The sequence below is a fragment of the Nocardia niwae NBRC 108934 = DSM 45340 genome (assembly GCF_001613465.1).
GTDB lineage: Bacteria > Actinomycetota > Actinomycetes > Mycobacteriales > Mycobacteriaceae > Nocardia > Nocardia niwae.
On record NZ_BDCK01000029.1, the window covers coordinates 24,435 to 49,560 of the forward strand.

A 25,126-nucleotide genomic window follows, 5' to 3' on the forward strand; every position below is an offset into this window, starting at 1 on the left:
AGGACCGCGATGAGCCAGTACGTCGGCGCCATCGACCAGGGCACCACGAGCACCCGTTTCATGGTGTTCGACCACGGTGGCAACGAAGTCGCCCGCCACCAGCTCGAGCACGAGCAGATCCTGCCGCGCCCGGGCTGGGTGGAGCACAATCCGACCGAGATCTGGGAGCGCACCCGCGCGGTCATCCAGACCACCCTGACCAAGGCCGATCTCGTCGCGGGCGATCTGGCCGCGGTTGGCGTCACCAACCAGCGCGAGACCACGGTGGTGTGGAACCGCAAGACCGGGCGGCCGTACTGCAACGCGATCGTCTGGCAGGACACCCGCACCGATCGCATCGCCGCCGAACTGGAACGGGCCGGGCACGGCGACACCATCCGGCGCAAGGCCGGCCTGCCGCCCGCCACCTACTTCTCCGGCGGCAAACTGCGCTGGATCCTCGACAACGTCCCCGGGGTGGCCGAGGACGCCGAACGCGGCGACGCGCTGTTCGGCACCACCGACACCTGGCTGCTGTGGCAGCTGACCGGCGGAGTCGACGGCGGGGTGCACGTCACCGACCCGACCAACGCCAGCCGCACCATGCTGATGAACCTGGAGACCCTGGACTGGGACGACGAACTGCTGTCGGTGTTCGGGGTGCCCCGCGCGATGCTGCCCGCGATCGCGCCCTCGGCGAACCCGGACCTGTTCGGCACCACCCGCGCCGACGGACCGTTCGGCGGCGCGGTCCCGCTGGCGGGTGTGCTCGGCGACCAGCAGGCGGCCACCGTGGGACAGGTCTGCTTCCGTCCCGGCGAGGCGAAGAACACCTACGGCACCGGTAACTTCCTGTTGCTCAACACCGGAACCGAGATCGTGCGCTCGCAGCACGGCCTGCTGACCACGGTGGCCTACCAGCTGGGCGGGGAGAAGCCGGTATACGCGCTGGAGGGCTCCATCGCGGTGACCGGCTCGGCGGTGCAGTGGCTGCGCGACCAGCTGGGCATCATCTCCGGTGCGGCACAGAGCGAATCGCTCGCCCGGCAGGCCGAGGACAACGGCGGCGTGTATTTCGTGCCCGCGTTCTCCGGCCTGTTCGCGCCGTACTGGCGCTCGGACGCGCGCGGCGCGATCGTCGGCCTGTCCCGCTACAGCACCAACGCCCATCTCGCGCGGGCGACGCTGGAATCGATCTGCTATCAGACCCGCGACGTGGTCGAGGCGATGCAGGCCGACTCCGGCGTGCGGCTGGACGTGCTGCGGGTGGACGGCGGCGTCACGGCCAACGAGCTGTGCATGCAGCTGCAGGCCGACTTCCTCGGCGTGCCGGTGTCGCGTCCGGTGGTCGCCGAGACCACCGCGCTCGGTGCCGCCTACGCGGCGGGGCTCGCGGTCGGCTTCTGGAGCGACACCGAGGAACTGGAACAGAACTGGAACGAAGCCAAGCGCTGGCATCCCACCTGGTCCGCGGAGCAGCGCGAGCGTGGCTACGCGCGCTGGAAGAAGGCCGTTGCCCGCACCCTCGACTGGATCGACGTCGACGAATGAGGGGCGACGCCGTCCTACCCGAATAACACCGAAACAAGGAGAGATACCGCTGTGTCCGCACGATTGGACGCCCAGTACCGCGCCCGCGCGGTGAACTCACTCGGCGACACCGAGATCGACGTACTCGTCATCGGCGGCGGCGTCGTCGGCGCGGGCGCCGCGCTCGACGCCGCCTCCCGCGGCCTGACCGTGACCCTGGTGGAGGCCAGGGACTTCGCGGCGGGCACCTCCAGCCGCTCCAGCAAGCTCATCCACGGCGGGCTGCGCTACCTGGAGCAGTTGGACTTCTGGCTGGTGCGAGAAGCGCTGAAGGAACGCAGCCTGCTGCTGCACCGGCTGGCTCCGCACCTGGTGCGACCCGTGTCGTTCCTGCTGCCCTTGCGGCATCGGGTCTGGGAACGCGCCTACATCGGCGCGGGCGTCGCCCTGTACGACACCATCGGCGGCGCCCGCGCGCTGCCGATGCACCGGCACCTGTCGCGCACCCGCGCGCTGGAGCTGGCGCCCGCGCTGCGCGACGACGCGCTGACCGGAGCGATCCGATACTTCGACGCGCAGGTCGACGATGCCCGGCACACCATGATGATCGCGCGCACCGCCGCCCAGCACGGCGCGACCGTGCTCACCCGCACCAAGGTGACGGCCCTGCTGCGCGACGGCGAGCGCGTCGTCGGCGCGGAGGTCACCGACCTGGAAACCGGCCGGGTGCACACGGTTCGCGCCCGCCGGGTGATCAGCGCCACCGGCGTGTGGACCGACGAGATGAACCGGATGACCGGCGTCGATTTCCCGTTCCACGTCCGGATGTCCAAGGGCGTGCACATCCTGGTGCCCCGCCATCGCCTGCATCTGGACACCGGGCTGATCATGCGCACCGAGAAGAGCGTGCTGTTCGTCATCCCGTGGCACGCGCACTGGATCATCGGCACCACCGACACCGACTGGTCGCTGGACAAGGATCACCCGGCGGCCAGCGACGCCGACGTGCGGTACCTGCTCGACCACGTCAACCGGGTGCTGCGCGAGCCGCTCACCCGCGACGACATCGTGGGGACCTATGCGGGCCTGCGCCCGCTGCTGTCGGGGGCGTCGGCCGACACCGCGACGCTCTCGCGGGAGCACGCGGTCGCCGAACCGGCTCCCGGCCTGTTCGTGATCGCGGGCGGCAAGTACACCACCTACCGGGTGATGGCCGCCGACGTCGTGGACGCGGCGGTGGTGGGGCTCGGGCGCGCGGTCGCCCCGTCGGTGACCGAACACCTGCCGATCCTCGGCGCGGTGGGTTACCAGGAACTCGCGGCCGACCTCGACAGCCTGGCGCAACGCGCGAGTCTGCCGCGAGCGACGGTCGAGCGTCTGCTCGGCCGTTACGGGTCGGCGGTCACCGACCTGTTCGACCTGATCGCCCACGAGCCCGAACTGGGCCGGCCGCTCACCGGCGCGCCGGAGTACCTGGGGGCGGAGGCGGTGTACGCGGTGACGCACGAGGGCGCGCTGCACCTGGACGACGTGCTCACCCGCCGCACCCGCGTCTCCATCGAGACCGCCGACCGCGGCCTGACCGTCGCGCCCGAGGTGGCGTGGCTGATCGGCGCGCACCTCGGCTGGGACGCCGCCGCAACCGAGCGAGAGATCACCCGCTACCGCGAACGGGTGCACGCCGAACTGGCCGCCAACCAGGCGGCCGACGACCAGTCCGCCAACGCTGCCCGGATGGTCGCCGTCGCCTGAGCCGGAGGCGTGGCACGGCCCCGCGCGCAACCGTGCCACGCCGTGCTCACCGATCCATGCCGCCGTGGCCGCGCGGGGTGGACTCGTCGGTCTCCAGCTGCTCACCGGCCGGGTGCTCGTCGGCGTGCGTCGGTTTGGTGTGCTCGTCGGCGAAATCCGCGTCCTGCTGCATCGACTCCGCCGTTTCGGGATCGATATTCGGTGTGCTCATACCTCGCGTGTACCCGTGCCGACCCGCTCCACGCCGCTCCACGCCGCTCCACGCAGCCCCCGTGTTCCCGGCCTCGTCCGGCTTTCGGCCGTGTCGGGTTGACCTCAACGGCGGTTGAGGATGGAGCATGGGTCGCATGACTCGTCCAGCTGATTTCTGGAACACCGTCTATGACAACGACACCGCACCCTGGGTGATCGGCGAGCCGCAACCGGCCATCGTCGCGCTCGAGCGCGACGGCGGCATCACCGGGCGCGTGCTCGACCCCGGCTGCGGCGCAGGCGAGCACACCATCCTGCTGACCAGGCTCGGATACGACGTCCGCGGCATCGACATGGCGCCGAGCGCGGTGGCCTACGCGCGCGCCAACGCGGCCGAGCAAGGCGTGCCATCCGCCGTGTTCGAGATCGCCGACGCGCTCGCGCTCGGCGACCGGCCCGACTTCGCCGGTGACCCGCCCGGCTCCACGCCCGCGTTCGACACCGTGGTCGACAGCGCGCTGTTCCACGTCTTCGGCACCGAGGACGAGGCGCGCGCCGCGTACGTCCGCAGCCTGCACGCGGTCTGCAAGCCGGGCGGCACGGTCTACGTTCTCGCGCTCTCCGACGTCGAGCCGGGATTCGGCCCACGGATCAGCGACACCTTGATCCGGGAGTCGTTCCGCGACGGCTGGACGGTGGAGGATCTGCGACCCACCCGCTACCGGGGACGGGTCACCGACCTGGTGGCCCAGGAAGCGACGGACCTGGAGGTCTCCGAGTCGGGCCGGGTCGACGCCGCCGCGTGGCTGGCCCGGATCCGCCGCCTGTGAACCGTCCGGCTCACACCCCTTTGGGCGCTGTGCTGCCCATGAATCCGAACAGGTAACCCGCGACCCGCCGCATCTGGATCTCCTCGGCGCCCTCGGTGATCCGGTAGCGCCGGTGGTGTCGGTAGATGTGCTCGAACGGCTTGTGCCGGGAGTAGCCGAGGCCGCCGTGCACCTGCATGGCGCGGTCGGCGGCCTCGCAGCACAACCGATTGGCCCAGTAGTTGCACATGGAGACCTGCTCGGACACGGCGAACGTGCCGTAGGTGTCCATCGACCAGGCGGTCTTGTGGATCAGCGCGCGCAGCATCTCGCACTGGGTGTGCAGTTCCACCAGGGGGAACTGGATCGCCTGGTTGGTGGCCAGCGGCTTGCCGAAGGGCTTGCGCTGTTTGGCGTAGGCCACCGACTCGTCGATACAGTACTGCGCCGCGCCCAGGCTGGACGCGGCCTGGCGGATCCGGTTCTCGTTGAAGAAGTGCTGCACCACCGCCAAGCCGCGTCCCTCGCCGCCGAAGACGGCGGTGTCCGGGACCCGGACGCCGTCCAGCGCGACGCGGGCGTGGTCGGTGGGCATGTTGAACGTCCAGAGGTACTCCTCCACGACGAACCCGGGCGCGTCGATGGGTACCAGGAACGCGGTGATGCCCGCGGCGTCGCCGGGGCCGCCCGAGGTGCGCGCGAAGATCAGGTCGGCGTCGGCGATGTGCACGCCGGTGTTCCAGGTCTTTCGGCCGGTGATCACCCAGCCGTCCCCGTCGCGGACCGCCGTGGTCTCCATGTGGGTCGCGTCGGAGCCGTGCTCGGGCTCGGTGATGCCGAAGGCGAAGAATTTCGTTCCCGAGGCCAGCCCGTCCACCCACTCCGCCTGCTGGGCGGGTGTGCCGTACTCGAGCATGAGCAGCAGGCCGACGTTGTTGGCGACGATGGCGTGCTCGTTCTGCAGGTCGCAGTGCAGTCCGAGACCGCGCCGGGCCAGGTGCTCGCGGATCACGGCCATGCCGAGATTGGTGCCGTCCCGGCCGCCGTACTGCGCGGGGAACGCGTACCGCAGGTGCCCGGCGGCGTCGGCGCGCCCGCGCACCTCGGCCAGCAACTCTTCCCATCGCGCGTTCGGCAGGCCGCCGCGATCCCAGTCGGTACGGGCGTCCTCGCGGCGGTGATCGAAGAAGCGGATATTGTCGTCGGCCTGCTCGAGCGGCGTGATCTCCCGCTCGATGAACGCATCGAGTTCGGCCAGGTATTCGACCAGTTCCGCGGGGAGTTCGAAATCCATCGGCGCAGCTAGCCTTTCGCAGTGGGTCGGATCTGCATCAGCAGGTCCCATTCGATTTCCGAGACGCGGCGCCCGCTGGCCGCCATCACGATGTCGCGCACGCTGCCGTCCAGATGGGCCGCGGCCTGCCCGGCCAGCCCGATGCCCCAGGCGAGCGTGCACATCACCTTCCACCAGCGGAACCGGTCTTCGTCGAAACCGCCGCCACCGCGCTGGTAGCCGCGCACGAACGCGGCGCGGCCGGCGAGGCCGCCGAACTCCCGGTCGTCCGCGCGGAAACGCCACATGCGCAGCGCGGGCCAGGCCGCGTCGCGCATCGGATCGCCGTGTCGCTGCGCGCCTTCCCAGTCGAGCACCGCCCGCAGGCCCTCAGGACCGACGACGATGTTGCCGTTGCGCATGTCGGTGTGCAGCAGCGCGGTGCGGGGCGGCGCGGGCGGGCAGCGGCGTTCCAGCCAGCGCAGGGCGAGAGCGAACACCGGACGGTCCGGCAACAGCGCGCGCACGTGCTCCGCCGCCTCGGTCAGCTGGCGTCCGGGATCGGCGGCCGCCTCCGGGAGCCGGGTGGGCGCGGTCGCCGGGTCGATGGCATGCAGGCGTCCCATGGCCTCACCCAGCTGCTCGGCGACTCGTTCGCCCAGGCCGGAGGCCTCGACCAGCCGTAACACCTTGCGCGGCACGGTCTCGCCGTCGACGCGCTCGGAGACCACGAACGGGCCGCCCGCGAAGGAGCTGTCGGTGCAGATCGCCACCACGGGTGGCACGGGGACGCCGTGCGTGCGCGCCAGCTCGCGCACCGCGGCCTCCACGTCCACCGGCACCAGCTCGATCGCGCTCGGGACGATGGTCGCGACCAGGCGACGCGTCCCGCCGCCGAGATCGGCTTCGAAGGCCACGTTGCGGCGGCGGGCGCCCGCGGAGAGGTATTCGACATTCGACACTGTCACCGCGCGGGTGCCCGACCCGAGGAACTCGGCCAATCCGCGCGCCAGATCGGCGCTCACTCGCCCGCCCACGTGTCGTAGCCCGGTTTGGCGATCGCGAGATCGGCCCGCACGACGGAAACCAGCGCCGCCCAGAGTTGCTCGTCACCCCCCTCGGCCACCGCGGCGAGCAGCTCCCGCTCGCGCTCGGCCGCGGCCGGACCGGATTCGATCTCCCTGCGCACGATCCTGGCGAGGTTGGCTCCCACCCGCGCCTTGTGCTGCAAACCCGCGGGCAGGGCGGGCAGCAGCGTCTCCTCGAGCAACTCGGCGAGCGAGTCCAGCAACTCCACTGCCGATGGGCGATTCTGCATACGTTCCCCTCGGTCGACTCCGGCCCTCAGCATGGCACGCACCCCGACCGTCCCGATCGGTACTTTCGGCCGTCACCCGTGGCCGCGCAGTCGCCACAGCCCCACCGTCGCCGGGTGGTGCCGGCACCGAGACCTACCTGTGTGGTGGCTGGGAATACGCCGTGGGTCTCCTTTCACGCGAGATCGCGCCCGGAACGGGTCGGTAAAATCCGAGGGGGACAGCAGGCGCGAGTGCGCCATTCGTTGCGCTGGGCGAACACAGGAGAAATGCATTGGCGACCAGTCGCGTCCGATCCGGCGTCGTCGCGGGGTTCGCCCTGGTCATGGCGGCGCTCTTGGCGGCGTGCTCGTCCTCGTCCGAACCGGGAGCAGCACCCGGGGCGGCCGGTCCGGCATCCTCGCCCATTGCCATCACGCCCGCGTCCGGCGCCGGCAACGTAGATCCGCTCGCGCCGGTCCAGGTGAGCACCGCGGACGGCCAGCTGACCGCGGTCACCATGACCAACGAACAGGGCAAGACGGTCGACGGGATCATGACTCCCGACAAGACGGCCTGGAAGCCCACCGAGCCGCTCGGCTACGGCCGCACCTACACGGTGACCGCGGAAGGGCTGACCGTCACCGGCAGAACCGGCCCGACCACCTCGACCTTCTCCACGCTCACCCCCAACAACCAGACGAAGGTCTCGCTCACCACCACGGGCGGCACACCGCTGTCCGACGGCGGCACCTTCGGGGTGGGCACCGTGGTGGTGGCGCACTTCGACGAGAACATCCCCGACCGCGCCGCCGCCGAGAAGCACTTGGCGGTCACCACCGACCCGCCCGTCGAGGGCTCGTGGTACTGGCTGGACGACCGCAACGTGCACTGGCGCCCGAAGGAGTACTACGCGCCCGGCACCAAGGTGAGCGTGGCGGCGAACATCTACGGTCAGGAACTCGGCCGAGGGCTCTACGGCCAGGAGGACACCGAGACCACGTTCACCATCGGCGCGTCGCACGTCTCGATCGCCGACGACAACACCAAGCAGGTCCAGGTCTTCGAGAACGGCAGGCTGATCCGCACCATGCCGACCTCGATGGGCATGGGCGGCAGCGAGGTCGTCGCGGGCAAGACGATCACCTTCTGGACCCAGCCCGGGATCTACACGGTGATGGACAAGGCCAATCCGGTGATCATGGACTCCTCCACCTACGGCCTGCCGATCAACTCGCGTCTCGGCTACAAGGAGGCCATCGGCTGGGCGACCCGGATCAGCACCGACGGCATCTACCTGCATCAGCTCGACTCGACCGTCTGGGCGCAGGGCAACACCGACGTGTCCCACGGCTGCCTCAACCTCAGCGGGGAGAACGCCCAGTGGTTCTTCAATTTCGCCGTCCCCGGTGACGTGGTGGAGATCCGCAACACCGGCGGCGCGCCGCTCGAGGTCTGGCAGAACGGTGACTGGGGCCTGCCGTGGGATCAGTGGGTGCAGGGCAGCGCACTCCGGTAGCGGCCGACACGCTGACCGGCCTTGCCCAGGGTGGGAAGCTGCACTACATTCCTGCTCTCGCGAGACCACTCGGTCTCCATTCCCGCGCGACGTCCCCACGGCGGCACCGCGTGGGCCCCGCGTTGAGGATCGGAGCCGGCTGGATGGCGATGCTGTTGTACTACCTACTGCTACCGCTGTACATGGCCGAGTCGTTCTTTCGCTTACTGGACTGAGCGGCTATCCGCCCAGCTCACGATGAAAATCCGTCACCGGGGGGCAAACGCTTCCGGCTCTCGGCCGACTGCCCGGCCTGGAGCCGTCCAGGACCGGCCGCCGCGCCGAATCGTCGACTACAACCGTGGAACGGCCCACGGCCGGTCGCGGATCATCGCCGCACCGGATCCGAACTGAGTCTCCGGCAGCGCCCTGACGAATGCCGCACGCCCGTGCCGGTCAACCGGCTTGCTCGGCCCCCGGTGGCTGATGAAAACCGGGACCGGCCTTGGGTTCGACATCGCGCGGGTCGATCGGCTCGCGGCAGTGATCGCAGACCAGCATGGGCGAGGTCTCCTGCCCGCAGCTGCGGTGTTCCAGGACGATCGGGCGGCCCTCCGGCCCGATCAGGTGGTGGTCGCCCCAGACCATCATCGCCGTGACGATCGGATACAGCTCGCGGCCCGCGGCGGTCAGGTGATAGTCGACGCGCCCGCCGCCGTGATCGGTGCGGGTGAAGATGCCCGCGTCGATCAGCATGCGCAGGCGGCTGGTGAGCAGGTTGCGGTTGGTGATGCCGATGTTGCGCGCGAAATCGCTGAAGCGGTGCACCCCGAAGAACGCCTCGGCGATGAGCAGGATGGTCCACCGGTCGCCGAGCAGTTCGACGACGCGGGTGACCGAATCGTCGACCGGGCGCCGCAGTGTCATGGCGTCCATTTTCGCATCTCGGCACGGTATTGCTTTCCTACCGCCAGTATCGCAATAATACCGACAGACCAGCCCTCCGGGCCGACAGCTGGGAGTGTCGATGACGACCACGAACCAACCGACCGACGACTACGTGCGCCTGCTCGACCCCGCGGTCCGGCCCGATCCGTATCCCCTCTTCGCCCGTCTGCGCGAGTCCGGCGCGTTCCGGATCGGCACGGCTCCGGTGGTCGTGCTGACCCGCTACGCCGACTGCGCCGCCGTGCTGCGCGATCCCCGGGCGAGCGTCGACCGATCACTGGCCCGGTTGCAGCTCGGCTCGATGCCGATCTACGACGGGACGCGTGAGGACGGTGCGGCCCGGGCGAAACCCTCGTTCCTGTTCCTGGACCCGCCCGACCACACACGCCTGCGCCGTCTGGTGTCCAAGGCATTCACCCCGCGCGTCGTGCGGCGCTTGGAGCCTCGGATCACCGGGATCGTCGACGACCTGCTCGACCAGCGCGCCCGAGAGGGGACATTCGACGCCGTCGACCACTTCGCCTATCCGCTGCCGGTGACCGTCATCTGCGAACTGCTCGGCGTCCCGCTCGCGGACGAAGCGCGGCTGAGCACTTGGTCCGCGCTGCTGTCGCGCACCCTCGATCCGACCTCCCGCGCGGCCGCCGAGTTCCGCGCCGACCCGGCGGAGATCCAGCGCGCCGGGATCGAACTGCACGCCTACTTCGAAGAACTCACCGATCGCCGCCGCCGCGCGCCGGGACCGGATCTGCTGTCCGAACTCATCGCCGCCGAAGACGCCGGGGACGCGCTCACCCACGCGGAACTGATCTCGACCTGCGCGCTGCTGCTGGTCGCCGGGCACGAGACCACCGTCAACCTGATCGCCAACGCGATCCTCGCCCTGCTGCGCAGGCCGGACGAACTCGCCGCACTGCGCGCGGATCCGGACCGGGCGGCGGGCGTCGTCGAGGAGACGCTGCGCTTCGACCCTCCGGTCCAGCTGATCCCGCGCATCGCCGCCGACGACATGACTGTCGGCGACACGGACATCCAGCGCGGCGACCTGGTGGTGCTGCTGATCGCCGCCGCGCACCGCGATCCCACGGCGTTCGCCGACCCCGACCGCTTCGATCCGGCGCGGGACAACCGCCACCTGGCCTTCGGCCTGGGGGCACACTTCTGCGTCGGCGCTCCCCTGGCCCGCCTGGAGGCGCGAGTGGCGCTGACCCGGTTCGCGCAACGGGTGCGATCGCCTGCCCTGCCGGTGGACCCTCCGCCGTACCGGGAGCACGTCAATCTGCGCGGGCCCGCGCACCTGCCCATCGAGTTCGCGGCGATACTGCCCCGCTAGCGACGGGTCAGCCGTCGTAGCAGCGTGCAGTCCGGCGGGCGCCACAGTCGCGTGTGGCGTCCTCGCAGAGCACTCCGTGGCGCAGTGATCCGGCTCCGCTAGCGAGGCGGGTCAGCCGTCGTACGCGATGTGCGGCGTCCATCCTTCGGCGGGGCGCGTGGCCGCGGCATGCAGCGCCGCCGCCACACGGTCGCGCGTGAACGCGCCGTCGCCGAGCACACCGTTGATCTGCACCGCGACGGCCCGGATACCGTCGGGCGCGAGGGTGGCGTCCAAGCTGGTGACCAAGTTGCGCACCGCCGCCTTCTGGACGCCGAGCGAAGCGGCCCGGTGCCACGGCTTGTCCGCGGCCGCACTGCCGGTGACCAGCACGCGGGCGCCCTCGGACAGGAAGGGGCGCGCCGCTTGGACGGCGGGCAGCAACGCGGCCGCGCCGACGGTGAAGTCCTCGATCAACTCCGGAACCGAGAGCCGCAACGGATCGGCTTCCCGGAAGACGCTGGGGTTGAAGTGCAAAACGTCGATCCGGCCGTGGCGCTCACCCACCCCGGCGACCACCCGGGTCACATCGGCGGGATCGCGCAGATCCACTCCCACGCCTTCCGCGTGGACGCCCTGCTCACGCAGTTCCTCCGTCAACGGCTCGGCCTCCGCGGCCGACCGGCAGGCCAGCACCGCGGTGAATCCGTCGGCGGCGAACAGGCGGGCCACCGACAACCCGACCCCGGGACCGGCGCCGAGCACGAGAAGCACGGGTGCGGTCATGATGGCCGAGCCCCTGCCCGGCCGCGCATCGCGATCATTCGACCACGGCCTTGATCCGGTTCAGCGTCTCGCGCATTCCCTCGACGTTGGTCTTGCCGCGCGTCCACCCGGCCAGCGACCAGTACAGCCGCAATACCGGGTTGCTGTGCAGCTGGAACGACTCGGTGACGTCGGTGCCGCCGTCCACCGGTTCGAAGACATAGCGCCACGTGTTGATCGGCATGCCACGCGGACCGAGCACGGTGAACGCGAATTCGCGGCCGGGCTCGCAGGCGACGATGCGGCACACCGTCGCGTACTTCAGCCCCCAGCCGTTGCGGTTGACGTGACCACGGAACTTCACGCCGACCGCCGGGCCCGTTGCGCCGCCGAGCCACTCCGCGGCGAACGTCTCCGGACTGAACCGCCCGGTGTTCTCGATGTCACTGACCAGCGCCCAGATCTCGTCGGCGGGCGCGGCCATCCGGACCGTCACGCTGTCATGCATGCGCCGAACGCTAGCAGGCGGGCCTGCCGTCGCTTCCGGGCCGGATCGGGCGGCCGCCAGGCGCGCCACCCAGCCGTCCACGTCCGGCAGCCACCCGCCGGGTGGCAGCACCCAGCACGCGGCGAGCAGGTCGTGGCCGAAATGCGCGAGCGCCGCGTGCTCGGGCCAGTACCGGCGGGTCCACTCCGGGTCGTCGGCCGCCGAGTCGATACCGCTGCGGACCACGCCGACCAGCTCGAATTGCAGATGCTGGACGAGCATCCACGCCACGGCGTCCATCGGCTTGCGCCGCAGGCGGTCGAGCAGGACGCGCGCGCCCGCACGCACCCGGTGCTCCATCCAGTGGAAGGTGCGACGGTGCCCGCGGGGCGCGACGCCGTAGAGCGCGAGCACGGCGACGGCGACACCGAGCACGGTCTCCCACAACCGATCACGGAGCACGGGTCCGACCGGCCCGCCCGTGGTGGTGACCCCACCCGCGATCAGCGCCACCGGCGTGATGAAGACGACGGCCAGCGCGTAGTTGCGCGGCACGAACAGCTCGATGCAGAACTGCAACGCGGCAACCAGCGCGATAAGCGCGTAGCCGGTCGGGCCGACCTGGTAGATGAGCGCGAACAGGCCGAGTCCCGCGATGGTGCCGACGAACCGGTGGATGGCCCGCACCTGCCCACGCACGCGATCGGGACCGGTTTGCAGCACGATCAGGGCACTGAGCACCGCCCAGTGCGGACGGTCGAGGCCGAGCAGCGCACTCAGCGCGCCCGCGCCCAGACAGCCCGCGGCGACCCGCAGCGCGCTGATCGCCGCGTGCGAGGAGAACGACAGCGAACGCAGCAGCCGGAAGCCGACACCCGGACGGGCGAACGAGACCAGAGGATCGACCAGCAGATCGTCGGTGTCGTCGTCGGGAGCATGGCCGGCGAGCCTGCGGCGCGCGGCCTGCAAGGTAGCCAGCAACTCGGCTTCTCGCGGGTCGGAGGGCAGACCCGCGTCGTAGACCGCGGCCCACGCGTCCGCCATCGCGGCGCCTGCCCGGTGGCGCAGGTCGATGGCGGGCGTCCCCGCCTCCCGGGCCGCGACGTAGGCGTCGACCGCGCGGACCGCCGCCTCGACCGCCGTCCGCTCCGGTTTGCGGCGATCACGTAGCACTCCGGCCATCGACACGACGAGCGCCGCGCCGACACCGCAGGCCGTACAGAACACCAGCGTGAGCACCGCCGTCCCCGCCTCGGCCGCCTTCATCGCGCCCGCGCAGACCAGCGCGAAGAACAGCGCGCCCGGCGGACCGAGCCGCAGCGCGTCGATGACGAACACGGCCACGACCGCGATAGCCGAGACCACGACGACCATGAGCAGCGACGACCCGAAGCCCGCGTCCAGCAGGCCGCCGATCAGCGCGCCGGCACCGCAGGCGGCCAGCAGGGCCGATCCGGCCGCGAGGACGACTCTGCCGCGGACCCGGTACGGCCGGCCCTCGCCGTAGAGCACGGCGAAGGCGCCGAACATGACGAATACGGCCGCGTCCGGATGGCCGAGGCCGGTGATGATCGCGGCCGGGACGGCGAACGCCAGCGCGGCGCGCAACGCCACGCTCCACCGTCGTCCGGCGGGTGTCAGGGCGAACAACAGCGAGCCCACCCGGCCCTTCGGTGGCACCGGATCCGGGTATGTCGCCGCCACCTGCTGTCCTTTCTGGTCTGGACGAACTGCCTGGTGCACACATTAGATTCGGGACATGACCGCCGACGCTCATATTCCGCTACCCACGCGCGTCCACGCCTTCGGCGACGACGCGCTCGGTGACCACGACGCCGTCGCCCTGGCCGCGCTGGTGCGCGAGGGTGTGGTCGCGCCACAGGAACTCGCCGCCGCCGCGGTGGCGCGCGCCGATCGGGTCGAGGAACTGGCGGCCGTCGCCTACCCGAGCTACGCCGAACCGCTGCTGCCCACCGAACGGACCGGCGCCTTCTACGGCGTGCCCAGTTTCGTGAAGGACAACACGGACGTGGCGGGCATGCCGACCAATCAGGGCACGGCCGCCTTCCACGCGCGGCCCGCCCGCGCGCACAGCGGCTACACCCGGCAGTTCCTCAGCACCGGCCTCACCGTCCTCGGCAAGAGCGCCATGCCCGAATTCGGCTTCAATGCCAGCAGCGAGACGCCGCACCTCGCGCCCACCCGCAATCCATGGCACACCGGCTATTCCGTGGGCGGTTCGTCGGGCGGAGCCGCCGCGCTGGTGGCTTCGGGTGTCGTCCCGATCGCGCACGGCAACGACGGCGGCGGATCGATCCGGATTCCAGCGGCGTGCGCCGGGCTGGTCGGCCTGAAGCCGACGCGTGGACGACACGTGGTGTCCGGGCTGGCGCGCACGCTGCCGGTCGACATCGTCAGCGAGGGCGTGCTGACCAGGACGGTGCGCGACACGGCGGCGTACACCGCGGCGGCCGAACGCTATTGGCGCAATCCCGCGCTGCCGCCGATCGGCCGCGTCGACGGTCCGCCGAACAGGCGGATGCGGATCGCCCTGGTGCTCGACAACCTCGCGGGGCCGGTGCCCGCCGGTCCGACCCGGGAGGCCGTCGAGAGCGTCGCCCGCACGCTCGAGGCCTGCGGCCACGCGGTCGAGCCGGTGCCGTTGCCGTTCGACGCCACGATCGAGCGCGCATTCCTACACTACTGGGGCCTGCTCGCGGCCGCGATCACCACGACCGGACGGTTCCTCGACCGCCGGTTCGACGCGCGCCGCGTGGACGATCTCACCGTGGGTCTTCGCGCCTTCTTCTTGCGGCGCGCCTTGCACGCCCCGCTCACGCTCCACCGGCTGCGCGCGGCGGCGGCCACGTATGAACAGGCGCTGGGACCTTTCGACGCGGTGCTGCTGCCCACGCTCGGTCACACCACGCCGCGGCTGGGCCATCTCAGCCCCACCGTGCCGTTCGACGAACTGCTCGACCGGTTGCGCGCCTACGTCTGCTTCACGCCGATCAACAACATCACCGGGACGCCCGCCATCACAGTTCCGGCGGGCCTGACCGACACCGGGCTGCCCATCGGTGTCCAGTTCGCCGCCACCCGCGGCAACGAGCGCCCACTACTGGAGCTGGCCTATCTGGTCGAGTCCGAACGGCCCTTCCCCCGCGTCGATCATTGACCCCGCGGACGACGGGCGGTCGCGGTGCACCGGGCCGTGGGCGTCGTCGCAGTGGTCCTCCAGCACCGGCAGCAGGCGTTGGGCGTCCGCCGCAGCCGAGGAGGCGACGGCGTGGGTGTGGTCGACCTGCAAGGTGGTGTGGGTGATGCCGTAGTCGTGATCGAGCAGATGCTCGATCCGCTGACGCAGGCCGTGGCAGTCGGCGCCCGCGCGGACCAGCACATGCGCCGACAAAGCGATGTCACCGGAGGTGATCTGCCAGACGTGCAGGTCGTGCACCTCGTCGACGCCCTCGATGTCGACCAGCCCGCGCCCGAGCGCGTCCGGGTCGACCCCGGCGGGCGCCGCCTCCAGGAAGATCCGCCCCGATTCGCGCACCAGCCCGAGCCCCGCCTTGACCATCAGCGCGACGACGATCAGCGTGGCGATCGCGTCCGCCCTGGCGAAGCCGGTGGTCAGCACGACGAGCCCGGCCACGGCGGTGGCGATGAAGCCGTACAGGTCGTTGAGCACGTGCTGGAACGCGCCCTCGACATTGAGGCTGGAGCGGTTGGCCTTGCTGATCGCCCAGGTGGCGGCGATGTTGACCGCCACACCGGCCAGCGCGGTGGCCAGCACGAGCCCGCCGGTCACCTCCGGCGGCTCCAGCAGGCGGCGCACGGCCTCGTAGGCGAGCCAGCCCGCCAGCACGAGCAGCGTGACGCCGTTGGCCTGCGCCGAGAGGATCTCGGCGCGCTTGTAACCGTAGGTGTACTTGCCGTTCGCGGGCCGGGCAGCGAGCCGGATCGCGATGAGCGCCAGCACAATGGACGCGGCGTCGGTGAGCATGTGCGCCGCGTCCGACAGCAGCGCCAGCGAGTTGGCCAGCACGCCGATCACGACCTCGATCGACATGAAGCCGACGATGAGCGCCAGCGCGATGGTCAGCCAGCGGCGGTCGGCGCCACCGGACAACCCGTGCCCGTGCCCGTGCGCATGCCCGTGTTCGTGTCCCATCGACCGGCCCTTTCCAGCTATCAAATGTATGCGCATATCTGCATCTGTTCCGTCAGCTTAACCCACCCGGCGCGGCGGGCGACAGAGCAGCACAGTGAGCTGGATCACGTACACCCCGGTCCGGCGGTCCAGGTCAGCCGACCAGGGCATGTACCGCCGCATAGGTCGCCACGGTGGCGACCAGCCCTGCGACGACACTGACGACCACGTTCATCGCCGCGAAGAAATAGGCGCCACGCTCGGCCAGCCGCACGGTTTCGTACGCGAAGGTGCTGTAGGTGGTCAGAGCTCCGCAGAATCCGGTGCCGAGCAGCACGAACAGCGGCGAGGACAGCGCCGACCCGGCGCCACTGAGTGCACCGAGCACCAGACAGCCGATCAGGTTGACCAGGAACGTGCCCCAGGGGAACAAGCTGTCGCGGCGATTCTGCACCGCCCGATCGATCAGATACCGCAGCGGCGCGCCGATCGCCCCGCCGACGAGGACCAGCAGCAGGATCATCGCGATTCCTTCCGCGCGCGTCGCAGGCGCTCGTAGCCCGCCCTGGTGAGCCACATGGCGGCGAGTGCGGCCGAGAGAGCGCAGATCAGGGTGCCCGCCAGATAGACGGCCGCGACGACGATCGTGCCCGGCGCCAGCAGCTGGCGAACCTCGTTGGCGTAGGTGGAGAAGGTCGTGAACCCACCCAGGACGCCGACCCCGAGGAAGGGCCGCAGCAACCGATGAGCAGCCCAGATCTCGGTCACCGCGACCATGAGCACGCCGATCGCGAAGCAGCCCGCGACATTGGTGAGGAAAGTGGCGAGCGGGAAGTGCCCGGGGCGGGCGGGCAATCCCTGGGCGAGTCCGTAGCGCGCGAGTGCGCCGAGGGCGCCGCCGAGGGCGACGACCGCCGCGGCCGAGCCGTGAACACGCCAGAAATCCCGCCGTCGAGCGCGGCCACGCGCGCGTTCGGCGGTGTCTATCGGCTCCTCGGTCAGTTCACCGGCCACGGCAGATCTCTTACCCGAACCGTCCGCGCCGGCCCGCGGCGGGTCACCGCGCCGCCGCGCTCACCGGTCCCCGGCCTCGCCGTCGCCGTCGTGCGCGACGAGAACCGAGCAGCCGACGTGCCGTGCGGCCTTCTCCGCGGTGCTGCCGATGAATCGGCCCCAGATGCCGGAATGCCCGCTGCGCCCGAGCACCAGCAGGTCGGCCTGGTGATCGGCGGCGGCAGTGGCCAGTTCGCGCGCCGCCTGACCCGCGCGGAGCTCGGCCCGCACCGCGATGCCGCGCTGTTCGGCGGTCTCGGCGGCGGTGGTGAGCCAGCGGCGGCAGGCCTGTTCCCCGATCGAGCGTTCGTCCTCGATCTCGCCGACCACCGGACCGTAGTGCGGCAGATACTCTTCGACCGCGACGACCGTGAGCGTGGCGTGGTGCACCGTCGCCAAGTCGAGCGCCATCGTCAACGCGGCCCGCGCGCCGGCCGAGTCGTCGTAGCCCACCACGATCCGCTGGAACACCTCTCCATTGTGAGCCCTCGAATGGGCCGGAGCCAGTGCTCTGGCAACCCTGCGGCAATCAGGCAGGCGCCGCAGCATGATCCACCGCGAGCACTTCGGCCGCCGCACGCTCGCCCGAGCGGATCGCCCCTTCGATGTAGCCGGACCACTCGGTGGCGGTTTCGCTTCCGGCCCAGTGGATCGCGCCGACCGGGTGACGCAGAGCCGACCCGAGGGTGGTCAAGACGCCCGGCGGGAAGAACGAGTTGTAGCCGCCGCGGGCGTATGGATCATCGGCCCAGACCTTTTCGTGCCACTCGACCGGCTCCTTGGCGACGTGCCCGAAGGCGCGCACGAGCGAACCGACGATCATGGCGCGGCGCTCGGCGGGAGGAAGCGCGGCCAGGCGTTGCGCCGCCCGGCCCGGCACCAGCGCGCCGAGCACACCAGGACCGCCGGGACGGGTGGCGTCGAAGGTGACCGGCACCGGATCGTGCAGGTTCAGCGACTGGCCGGTGAGCAGGTCGTCGCGCCAGAACGGCCGCTCGTAGACCGCGAACGCCTTCAGCACCGAGCCCATCGGCATGCGCTGGGTCAACTGGTCGCGCGCGGCCGGCAGCGGCGGGTCGTAGGCGATGCGTCCGGCGAGGGTGGCGGCACGGCCACGATCACGTGTCCGGCGTGCACGGCGCCGGCGTCCCCGCTCACCCGCACACCGTCCGCGCCCTGCCGGATTTCCGTGACCGGCGCACCGAGGCGCACCGCGCCCCCCAACTCGGCGGCGACGGCCAGCGCGGGCCCGTCGGCGCCGTCGACGAACAGGCGGGTCACGGTCTCGGCGGTGATCCCGGCCTCGACCCCGCCCGCCGAGCGGATCGTGGTCAGCAGACCGAGCATCGAGATACTGCCGACGTCGACGCACAGCTCCTCGCCGATCATCACCTCCGCGAGGTTCCGCGCGCGCCGTTCGGGCACGTTGCGGCGCAACCAGGTCGCCGCGGTCATCGCGTCCAGCCGGTCCGCGCCCGGCGTCGTCCACGGGCGCGCGAGGTCGATGCGGGCGGCCATCCGTTCCAGCCGCCACATCGCCTGGACGAGCACGAGCAGGACGAACGTCGGCAGCGGCGGGCGAGCGCCGCTGAACGGCCGCCGGACCACTCCCTCGACCAGCAGGTCGGCCCCCTCGGGCGGTGCGAAGGTCGCGGCGCGGTACTGCTCGGCCAGCGCGGCGAAACGCGTGTGCGCGCCCGAGATCCACTGTCCACCGAGGTCGACGGCCCAGCCGTCGCCGACCCGCGCGGTCTGGGTGCGACCGCCCACCCGATCGCTCGCCTCCAGAACGACGACCTCCCGGCCCGCCGCTCGCAGCGTCCGCGCCGCGCTCAGCCCGGCATATCCCGCACCGACGACCACGACGTCCGTACGGTCCATGGTGGCCTCCCGTCGCCGCACCGTAACTCGACAACCACTGTTGATCACCCGTGGCCGATCCGCAACCGACGGGGAGATCCGGCGCGCGCCAGCGCACCCGGCGGCTAGCGCGGCAGCGTGGCGAGGGCGGCGACGGCGGCCTCCTGCAGGATCGTGGTCACCGAACGCGGCGGCGCCGCGACACGTCCACGCACCCATTGCCTGCAGTACTCCTGTGCCGGTCCGACACAGATCGCGTGGGCCAGCGGATAGCCCTCGCCGCCGGGGTCCGCGGCGCCGAGCAGCTCTCGGTACCGGCGCGCGAGCGCACCGAAGAAGTCCCGATTGTGTTGTGCCAGTTGCGGCTGCGCGGCCAGGGCCACCTCGTCCGGCAGCGTGGCGAACAGGAATCGGGCCAGGTCGCGATGATCTTCCACCCAGCCGAGATGAGCCGCCAGCATCGCGCGGATCGCCTGCTCGGCAGTGGCGCCGGGCGCGTCGAGGCGCTCCAGCACCGTCCGCTGATAGCCGAGCATCCCGGAAACGTAGACCGCGGCCGCCAATTCGGCTTTCGAGCCGAACGCGTGGAACATGCTGCCGCTGGAGAGGCCGAGCCGATCGCGCACACCTGCCATCGTGAACGACGGATAACCCTTGGCCAGTAGCTGTCGCGTCGCTTCGGCCAGGATCCGCTCGCGGGTGCGCACGATCGGCTACGCGCCGAACTCGGCGTCGATGCCGGAACGGACCGCGGCGAGCGCCGCCGCGCGCACCCGCAGTTTCGTCCCGGTGTGCGCGGCGAAGTCGATGGCGGTCAACCGGTGCGCTTCAGCCGTCGCGCGCGCGTGCAAGTCGTCCGCGTCGGCGGCGATCACGTCGAGGAAGCCCAGTTCCCTGGCTTCCTCGGGTCCGACCAGGATTCCGGTGTTCGCGGCCCGGTCGAACCCGGGCGCGGTGAGGCGGTGGCGCGCCACCTCCACGCCGTAGTGCGGAATGGTCAGCCCGATCGCGACCTCGTTGAGGCCCAGTTTGAAATCCCCCGTGACGCCGAAGCGGACGTCCGCGGCCAGCAGCGTGAACGCGCCCTGCGCGATGGCGTGCCCCGGGCAGGCCGCCACGACCGGGTAGGGAAAGCCGAGCAGCCGGTGGACCAGATTGCCGCCCGCCCGCAGTGTGCGGCGGATGTCATCGACGGAACGGGAGAACGTCGCCAGGTCGTAGCCGGCGGAGAACATGCGCGAACGCCCGGTCAACAGGACGACCGCCCGGTCGGCTTCGGCCCGGTCCAGGGCGCCCGCGATGGCGCCGATCATGTTCTCGGACATGACATTGGCCTTGCCGTCGTCCAGCGTGATCGTGGCGATCCCGCCGTCGAGCCGATAGGTGACGAGTTCGGTCATCACAGCCTCCTCTAGAGCAAGGCTCTAGAGTACCACTCCAATGGCTCGGCAGCTAACACCGGGCCGCCGAATCCGGCGCCCGTCGCGGACAAGGTGTCGATGTGGCAACGACACGAAACGGCGGACCCGGATCGCCCGATACGGGAAGCACACGATGCTGCCGAAAAAGCCTGGCGCGTCCGGGCTTCGGACTAGCCTCGGGAACAGGCTCAGGTGAAGGAAGCGACATGACCGCAGCAACCGTCATCCGCCCGCTGGCGCCGAGCGAGGGGATGTTCGCCAACAGCGAAGTGCTCGTCGGCTATTCGCTTCGGGTCGCGGGCCGGTTGGATCTCGCCGCGCTGTCGGCGGCGTTCGAAGCCGTGGCGGGCTCCCGCCCGATCCTCGGCGCCCACTTGGAGCCGGACGGGCACGGCGGACATCTCCTGCTCGAATCCCCCGGCGGCACACCCGAGATGACGGTCGCGGACGGCGATCCGGAGCAGTTGCTCACCGGCGCCCGGCTGGACCAGCGCACCGCCCTCGCCTCGCTCTGCGTGGTCCGCGACGGCGCCGCGGCGGGTGTCACCTTGGTGACCCACCACAGCGTCGCGGATGCCTATCATTCGCTGGCCGTGTTCGCCGAGCTGTGGTCGTGCTACACCGACCTCGTCCGATCCCGGCCGGTCGAACTGCCGCCGCAGGGTTTCCCGCGCTCGGTGGAAGAGCTGCTGCACGAGCGTGGCGTCCGCAAGATCGGCACAGCGGCCGTTACGCAGCCCGTCGCCGTCGCGCGGCCCTACTCCGGCCCGGAGGATCCCGAATACCTCGTGCCCCGCACCGCGCGCTGCAGGCTCACCCGGGCGCAGACCGCCGCGCTCGTCGAGCTCGGCCACCGGGAGAACACCACGATCAACGGCCTCGCCTCCGCCGCGATCCTGCTCACCGAGGCGGAGCTGCGCGGGCTGCCGCTCACCGACCTGCTCTACACCTACTCGGTCGATCTGCGCACCCGGGTGACGCCGCCGATCGGGATGACCGAGGGCACCAACGTCCTGGGCTTCGCGAACTTCGCTCCGGGCCCGCGGACCGGCGCGACGCTCGTCGAACTGGCCCGCGGCGTCAGCGACACGCTGCGGGCCGAACTCGACACCGGCCTTGTGCAGCAGACGCCGCTACAGATCCCCGAGATCACCGCGGGCCCTCCGCCGCGCGCGCCCGGCATCGTGCTGGCCACCAACTGGGGACGCGTGCGCCGACCCCGCGTGCCGGACGAACTGCGCATCACCGATTTCCGCTCGATCATGCTCGGCAAGCCGGACAAAACCGGGTACCGGCTCCAGCAACCGAGCGGCACCATCATCATCAGCACCTTCGACGACCGGTTGAGCATCGAGATCCACCATCCCGAGGAAACCACCGAGGAGCAGCGCATGCGCGTGCGGCTGCTCACCGCTCATCTGTCGGAGTTCAGCGCGGCGGGCACTGCCTGACCCGGGGCCGTATGCGCCGCCTGCCGGACAACGGAGGGCAGCACGCCGACGACGACGCGGAGAACCTCGCCGAAGCCCCCGACCGGAACCGTCACGCTCGCGCCGCCGACGTGCGTGTCAGCGTCTGCAACGGGTCGGTGAGCACATCGGTGAAAGCCAGTTCCGCGGCACCGATCAAGGTCGCGTCGCCGCCGAGTGCGCTGGTGCGCAACCTGACCCGTTCGCGCACGGCTTGCAGGCCGTTCACCGCCACGCGGCTGCGCACCTGCGCGGCGGACGCCAGATAGATCTCCCGCAGCACGCCGCCGAACACCACCATCGACGGATTGAAGATGTTCACCAGATTGGCGACGCCGTAGCCGAGCCATTCACCGACCTGATGCAGCGCGTCGCGGGCCACGGCGTCGCCGCGGGCGGCGGACTCGACGATCGCGTCGACCGCCGCCTGTCCCGCCGGATCGGTCCGCCCGGCCGCCGCGATCAATCCGAGCTCGCCCGCCTCGGCCTCGAGGCAGCCCCGCGACCCGCAGGCGCAGGGCCGCCCACCGGGATGGACGATCATGTGCCCGACTTCCCCGCCGTAACCGCCCTCCCCGGCCAGCAACTCGCCGTTCATGATGATGCCGCCGCCGATGCCGACGTCGCCGTGCAGGTAGATCAGGTTCGCCAGGCCCACGCCCGCACCGCGTTCGCGTTCGGCCAGCGCGCCGAGGTTGGCGTTGTTGCCGACCGCGACGCGCAGGCCGAGATCGAGTTCCCTGGTCAGCTCGGCTCCGAACGCGACGTCCACCCAGCCGAGGTTCGGTCCGTAGCGCACCACGCCGTCCTCCTCCCGGACCATGCCGCAGAACGCGACCCCCACGCCCACGCACCGAGCGTCCGGCGCGGCCGCGGCGATCATCGCCCTGGCCATCCCGGCCAGCGCGGCGATCACGTCGTCCGGATCGAACGCGCCGCCGGGACGGGCGGTCTCGGTGCGATCGAGCACCGCGCCGCCCAGCCCGACCCGCGCGGCGGCGAGTCGATCAGCGCCGACGTCCAGCGCGACGACGTAGACCCGGTCGGCCTGCGGACGCACCACCAGTGACGGCCTGCCCGCCCGCCCGGTCTGGCCGGGCAATTCCTCGCTCACCAGGCCCGCCGCCGCCAGGTCGGTGGTGAGCGCGAGAATCGTGCTGCGGTTCAGCTCCATTCGCTCGGCGAGCGCGGCACGCGACACCGCCCCGTCACGGTGCACGTGCCGCAGGAGAGCGGCGAGGTTGCGCGTGCGGATCTCCTCGGGCGAAGGTGCTGCTCGCATTCACCGGGCTTTCATCACGGGGCTGGGGTTCATCGCTGCGGGAGCGCGCGCTTACGGGACAGGGCGTCCACTCCGGCGGCCAAGAGCAGCACGAATCCTGTCACAACGAATTTCGTGCCCGCGCTGTAGCCCATCAGTCCCATCCCGTTGTTGATCACCGCGACCACCGCCGCGCCGAGCACCGCGTCCAGCATCCGCCCGCGTCCGCCGAACAGGCTGGTGCCGCCGATCACCGCCGCGCCGACCGCCGTGAGCAGCACGTCGCTGCCGCCGGTGTTGGGATCGACGGAGTTCGCACGCGAGGCCGCGATGAGGCCGCCGACCGCCGCCATCGTGGAGCACAGCATGAAGGCGGTGATCTTCACCCGGTCGACCGCGATGCCCGCGCGCCGGGCGGCCTCGGCGTTGCCGCCGACGGCGTAGATGTGCCTGCCGAACGCGGTGCGGTCCAGCACGAACGTCCACAGCAGCAACAACGCCACGATCAACGGCACGACGATGGGCATCCCCGCCAGCGAGTGCACCGCGGGGTTGCGGCTGCGCTCGCCGTTGAGCACCAGCACCGCCGCCCCCGCCACGAGGGCCAGCAGCACGACCCGCAGCACGACCGCCCTCGCCGTCGTGCCGGTGAGCCCGAGTTTCGTGCGCGCCCGCCATTTCCGGTACTGGACGAGCGCGAAACCGGCGATCAGCAGCGCGTACAGCGCCCAGCCGATCGGCGGCGCCACGTTCTTGTTCGCGATCGCGACGATCGTCTCGTCGTGGATGGAAATGTTGCGGCCGTTGTCCATGATCTTCAACGCCACGCCTTGCAGCGCGAGGAACGCAGCCAGTGTCACCACAAACGACGGGATCCCGATCTTCACCACGACCGTGCCGATCACGAATCCGATCACCACCCCGGTGAGCAGCGAGACCAGCACCGCCGCGTACCACGGCCACCCTTCGTCGGTGAGCAGCACGGCGAGCACGGCGGCGCAGACGCCGCTGGTGAATCCGGCGGACAGATCGATCTCCCCGAGCAGCAGCACGAAGATCAGCCCCATCGCGATCACCGCGATGGCCGCGCCCTGTGTGAACAGATTGGCGAAGTTGGCCTCGGACATGAAGACCGGGCGCGCCGCCCAGAAGACGGCCGAGAGGACCACGAGTGCGATCACCGAGGGCAGCGCCCCCATGTCGCCGCCGCGCACCCGGCCGACGTAGCCGCTCATCAGGTCGGTCACCGGCGCCGACGCCGGTCGCCGCTCGGTGGTCACCGCGTTCATCGGGTCGCTCCGCTCGCCTCGAGGCCGAGCGCGCCGCTGCGGCCTGCCGTGATCAATTCGACGATCTGCGAGTGCGTCACGTCGGAAGTCCGTACCTGCGCGGCCATCCGGCCGAGGTAGAGCGCGGCGATCCGGTCGGACACCGCGAAGACGTCGTTCATGTTGTGCGAGATCAGCACCACCGCGAGACCCTGGTCGGCGAGCCTGCGGACCAGCTCGAGCACCTGCTGGGTCTGCGCGACGCCCAGCGCGGCCGTCGGCTCGTCGAGGATCACCACCTTGCTGTTCCACAGCACGGCTTTCGCGATGGCCACCGTCTGGCGCTGCCCGCCGGAGAGGCTGGAGACCTGCTGCCGCACCGATTTGACGGTGCGCACCGACAGGCTCGCCAACGTCTTTCCGGCGAGTTCCTCCATCGCGTATTCGTCGAGCACGAGACCGCGCCTGCGTTCCCGGCCGAGGAACATGTTCTGGACGATGTCGAGGTTGTCGCAGAGCGCGAGATCCTGGTAGACGATCTCGATGCCGAGCGCGGCCGCGTCGCGCGGGCTGTGCACCTGCACCGGCCTGCCCTCGAAGCGGAACTCGCCCGCGTCGATGGGGTGGGTGCCGCCGATGCACTTGACCAGCGTGGATTTGCCCGCGCCGTTGTCGCCGACGAGGGCGGTCACCTCGCCGGGAAAGGCGCTGAAGGCGACCTCGTGCAGGACGTGGACAGGGCCGAAACTTTTCTCTACTCCGCGTAATTCGATGACCGGCAGTTCGGACATGGGTTAGCTC

The 25,126-nt window shown here is 70.8% G+C and carries 23 protein-coding genes and 1 pseudogene; 7 read left to right on the forward strand and 17 right to left on the reverse strand.

The window, feature by feature from the left end; genetic code table 11:
* Positions 1-9 precede the first annotated feature (9 nt).
* Both glpK and glpD read left to right on the forward strand, forming a co-directional pair.
* The gene (gene glpK, locus NNI01S_RS20485) at positions 10-1,530 is read left to right on the forward strand and encodes a glycerol kinase GlpK (RefSeq protein WP_063021728.1); all 1,521 of its coding nucleotides are present in this window, start codon (positions 10-12) and stop codon (positions 1,528-1,530) included.
* Positions 1,531-1,581: 51 nt separating this feature from the next.
* Positions 1,582-3,261, forward strand: a complete 1,680-nt coding sequence (gene glpD, locus NNI01S_RS20490; RefSeq protein WP_063021729.1) for a glycerol-3-phosphate dehydrogenase — start codon at positions 1,582-1,584, stop codon at positions 3,259-3,261.
* Between the two features lie 46 nt (positions 3,262-3,307).
* Here the strand turns inward: glpD and NNI01S_RS35430 are convergent, their stop codons facing one another.
* Entirely contained in the window at positions 3,308-3,472 is a 165-nt protein-coding gene (locus NNI01S_RS35430; RefSeq protein ID WP_169810691.1) for a hypothetical protein, read from the reverse strand.
* A 136-nt stretch (positions 3,473-3,608) separates the two neighbouring features.
* On the opposite strand from NNI01S_RS35430, the gene NNI01S_RS20495 reads away from it, so the two are divergent.
* Positions 3,609-4,283 carry a class I SAM-dependent methyltransferase gene (locus tag NNI01S_RS20495; protein ID WP_063021730.1) on the forward strand — a complete coding sequence of 225 codons (675 nt, stop codon included), beginning with the start codon at positions 3,609-3,611 and terminating at the stop codon, positions 4,281-4,283.
* A 10-nt stretch (positions 4,284-4,293) separates the two neighbouring features.
* Here NNI01S_RS20495 and NNI01S_RS20500 read toward each other — a convergent pair whose 3' ends face one another.
* Genes NNI01S_RS20500 through NNI01S_RS20510 form a run of 3 tightly spaced genes read right to left on the reverse strand, consistent with a single transcriptional unit; the run spans position 4,294 to position 6,853 of the window.
* Positions 4,294-5,556, reverse strand: a complete 1,263-nt coding sequence (locus tag NNI01S_RS20500; RefSeq protein WP_063021731.1) for an acyl-CoA dehydrogenase family protein — start codon at positions 5,554-5,556, stop codon at positions 4,294-4,296.
* Positions 5,557-5,564: 8 nt separating this feature from the next.
* The gene (locus NNI01S_RS20505) at positions 5,565-6,560 is read right to left on the reverse strand and encodes a phosphotransferase family protein (RefSeq protein WP_063021732.1); all 996 of its coding nucleotides are present in this window, start codon (positions 6,558-6,560) and stop codon (positions 5,565-5,567) included.
* Positions 6,557-6,853 (reverse strand): DUF6285 domain-containing protein, encoded by a 297-nt coding sequence (locus NNI01S_RS20510; protein ID WP_063917585.1) that lies wholly within the window; start codon positions 6,851-6,853, stop codon positions 6,557-6,559. Before NNI01S_RS20510 ends, NNI01S_RS20505 begins: the two co-directional genes overlap by 4 nt.
* A 323-nt stretch (positions 6,854-7,176) precedes the next feature.
* On the opposite strand from NNI01S_RS20510, the gene NNI01S_RS20515 reads away from it, so the two are divergent.
* Positions 7,177-8,349 carry a L,D-transpeptidase gene (locus tag NNI01S_RS20515; RefSeq protein ID WP_063021819.1) on the forward strand — a complete coding sequence of 391 codons (1,173 nt, stop codon included), beginning with the start codon at positions 7,177-7,179 and terminating at the stop codon, positions 8,347-8,349.
* A 435-nt stretch (positions 8,350-8,784) separates the two neighbouring features.
* Here NNI01S_RS20515 and NNI01S_RS20520 read toward each other — a convergent pair whose 3' ends face one another.
* A complete protein-coding gene (locus tag NNI01S_RS20520) occupies positions 8,785-9,255 on the reverse strand; it encodes a winged helix-turn-helix transcriptional regulator (RefSeq protein WP_063021820.1) in 471 nt (156 codons plus the stop codon).
* Between the two features lie 100 nt (positions 9,256-9,355).
* On the opposite strand from NNI01S_RS20520, the gene NNI01S_RS20525 reads away from it, so the two are divergent.
* Positions 9,356-10,609, forward strand: coding sequence for a cytochrome P450 (locus NNI01S_RS20525; RefSeq protein WP_063021821.1), 1,254 nt, complete (start codon positions 9,356-9,358; stop codon positions 10,607-10,609).
* 111 nt (positions 10,610-10,720) lie between these two features.
* Here NNI01S_RS20525 and NNI01S_RS20530 read toward each other — a convergent pair whose 3' ends face one another.
* Both NNI01S_RS20530 and NNI01S_RS20535 read right to left on the reverse strand, forming a co-directional pair.
* On the reverse strand, positions 10,721-11,374 hold the full coding sequence (locus tag NNI01S_RS20530) for an SDR family NAD(P)-dependent oxidoreductase (protein WP_063021734.1): 654 nt from the start codon (positions 11,372-11,374) through the stop codon (positions 10,721-10,723).
* Positions 11,375-11,408: 34 nt separating this feature from the next.
* Entirely contained in the window at positions 11,409-13,544 is a 2,136-nt protein-coding gene (locus NNI01S_RS20535; RefSeq protein WP_063917591.1) for an FUSC family protein, read from the reverse strand.
* A gap of 55 nt (positions 13,545-13,599) precedes the next feature.
* On the opposite strand from NNI01S_RS20535, the gene NNI01S_RS20540 reads away from it, so the two are divergent.
* Positions 13,600-15,018 (forward strand): amidase, encoded by a 1,419-nt coding sequence (locus NNI01S_RS20540; RefSeq protein WP_063021735.1) that lies wholly within the window; start codon positions 13,600-13,602, stop codon positions 15,016-15,018.
* On the opposite strand, the gene NNI01S_RS20545 is transcribed toward NNI01S_RS20540, so the two are convergent.
* The 7 genes and pseudogenes from NNI01S_RS20545 to NNI01S_RS20580 all read right to left on the reverse strand — a co-directional run bounded on the left by NNI01S_RS20545 (position 14,959) and on the right by NNI01S_RS20580 (position 20,306).
* Positions 14,959-16,014, reverse strand: a complete 1,056-nt coding sequence (locus NNI01S_RS20545) for a cation diffusion facilitator family transporter (protein WP_218019227.1) — start codon at positions 16,012-16,014, stop codon at positions 14,959-14,961. The two genes, NNI01S_RS20540 and NNI01S_RS20545, sit on opposite strands and share 60 nt — an antisense overlap.
* Before the next feature lie 133 nt (positions 16,015-16,147).
* Positions 16,148-16,516, reverse strand: coding sequence for a fluoride efflux transporter CrcB (gene crcB, locus NNI01S_RS20550; RefSeq protein WP_063021736.1), 369 nt, complete (start codon positions 16,514-16,516; stop codon positions 16,148-16,150).
* Positions 16,513-17,007, reverse strand: a complete 495-nt coding sequence (crcB, locus tag NNI01S_RS20555) for a fluoride efflux transporter CrcB (protein ID WP_245676297.1) — start codon at positions 17,005-17,007, stop codon at positions 16,513-16,515. Before crcB (NNI01S_RS20555) ends, crcB (NNI01S_RS20550) begins: the two co-directional genes overlap by 4 nt.
* Positions 17,008-17,067: 60 nt before the next feature.
* Positions 17,068-17,517: a universal stress protein gene (locus NNI01S_RS20560; RefSeq protein WP_063021738.1), complete on the reverse strand. Its 450-nt coding sequence runs from the start codon at positions 17,515-17,517 to the stop codon at positions 17,068-17,070.
* Between the two features lie 58 nt (positions 17,518-17,575).
* Positions 17,576-19,125: pseudogene (locus tag NNI01S_RS36105) on the reverse strand (flavin monoamine oxidase family protein).
* Positions 19,032-19,613: a TetR/AcrR family transcriptional regulator gene (locus NNI01S_RS20575; RefSeq protein ID WP_063021743.1), complete on the reverse strand. Its 582-nt coding sequence runs from the start codon at positions 19,611-19,613 to the stop codon at positions 19,032-19,034. Before NNI01S_RS20575 ends, NNI01S_RS36105 begins: the two are co-directional and overlap by 94 nt.
* Before the next feature lie 6 nt (positions 19,614-19,619).
* Entirely contained in the window at positions 19,620-20,306 is a 687-nt protein-coding gene (locus tag NNI01S_RS20580; protein WP_063021823.1) for a crotonase/enoyl-CoA hydratase family protein, read from the reverse strand.
* 227 nt (positions 20,307-20,533) lie between these two features.
* On the opposite strand from NNI01S_RS20580, the gene NNI01S_RS20585 reads away from it, so the two are divergent.
* Positions 20,534-21,778: a phthiocerol/phthiodiolone dimycocerosyl transferase family protein gene (locus tag NNI01S_RS20585; protein WP_063021745.1), complete on the forward strand. Its 1,245-nt coding sequence runs from the start codon at positions 20,534-20,536 to the stop codon at positions 21,776-21,778.
* A 91-nt stretch (positions 21,779-21,869) separates the two neighbouring features.
* On the opposite strand, the gene NNI01S_RS20590 is transcribed toward NNI01S_RS20585, so the two are convergent.
* From NNI01S_RS20590 to NNI01S_RS20600, 3 genes are read right to left on the reverse strand one after another with little or no spacing between them, the layout of a single operon-like run.
* Complete coding sequence (locus NNI01S_RS20590; RefSeq protein WP_063021747.1) at positions 21,870-23,078, reverse strand: ROK family protein; 1,209 nt, start codon at positions 23,076-23,078, stop codon at positions 21,870-21,872.
* A gap of 29 nt (positions 23,079-23,107) precedes the next feature.
* Entirely contained in the window at positions 23,108-24,346 is a 1,239-nt protein-coding gene (locus NNI01S_RS20595) for a sugar ABC transporter permease (RefSeq protein ID WP_063021748.1), read from the reverse strand.
* Positions 24,343-25,116, reverse strand: a complete 774-nt coding sequence (locus NNI01S_RS20600; protein ID WP_063021750.1) for an ATP-binding cassette domain-containing protein — start codon at positions 25,114-25,116, stop codon at positions 24,343-24,345. Before NNI01S_RS20600 ends, NNI01S_RS20595 begins: the two co-directional genes overlap by 4 nt.
* Positions 25,117-25,126 lie beyond the last annotated feature (10 nt).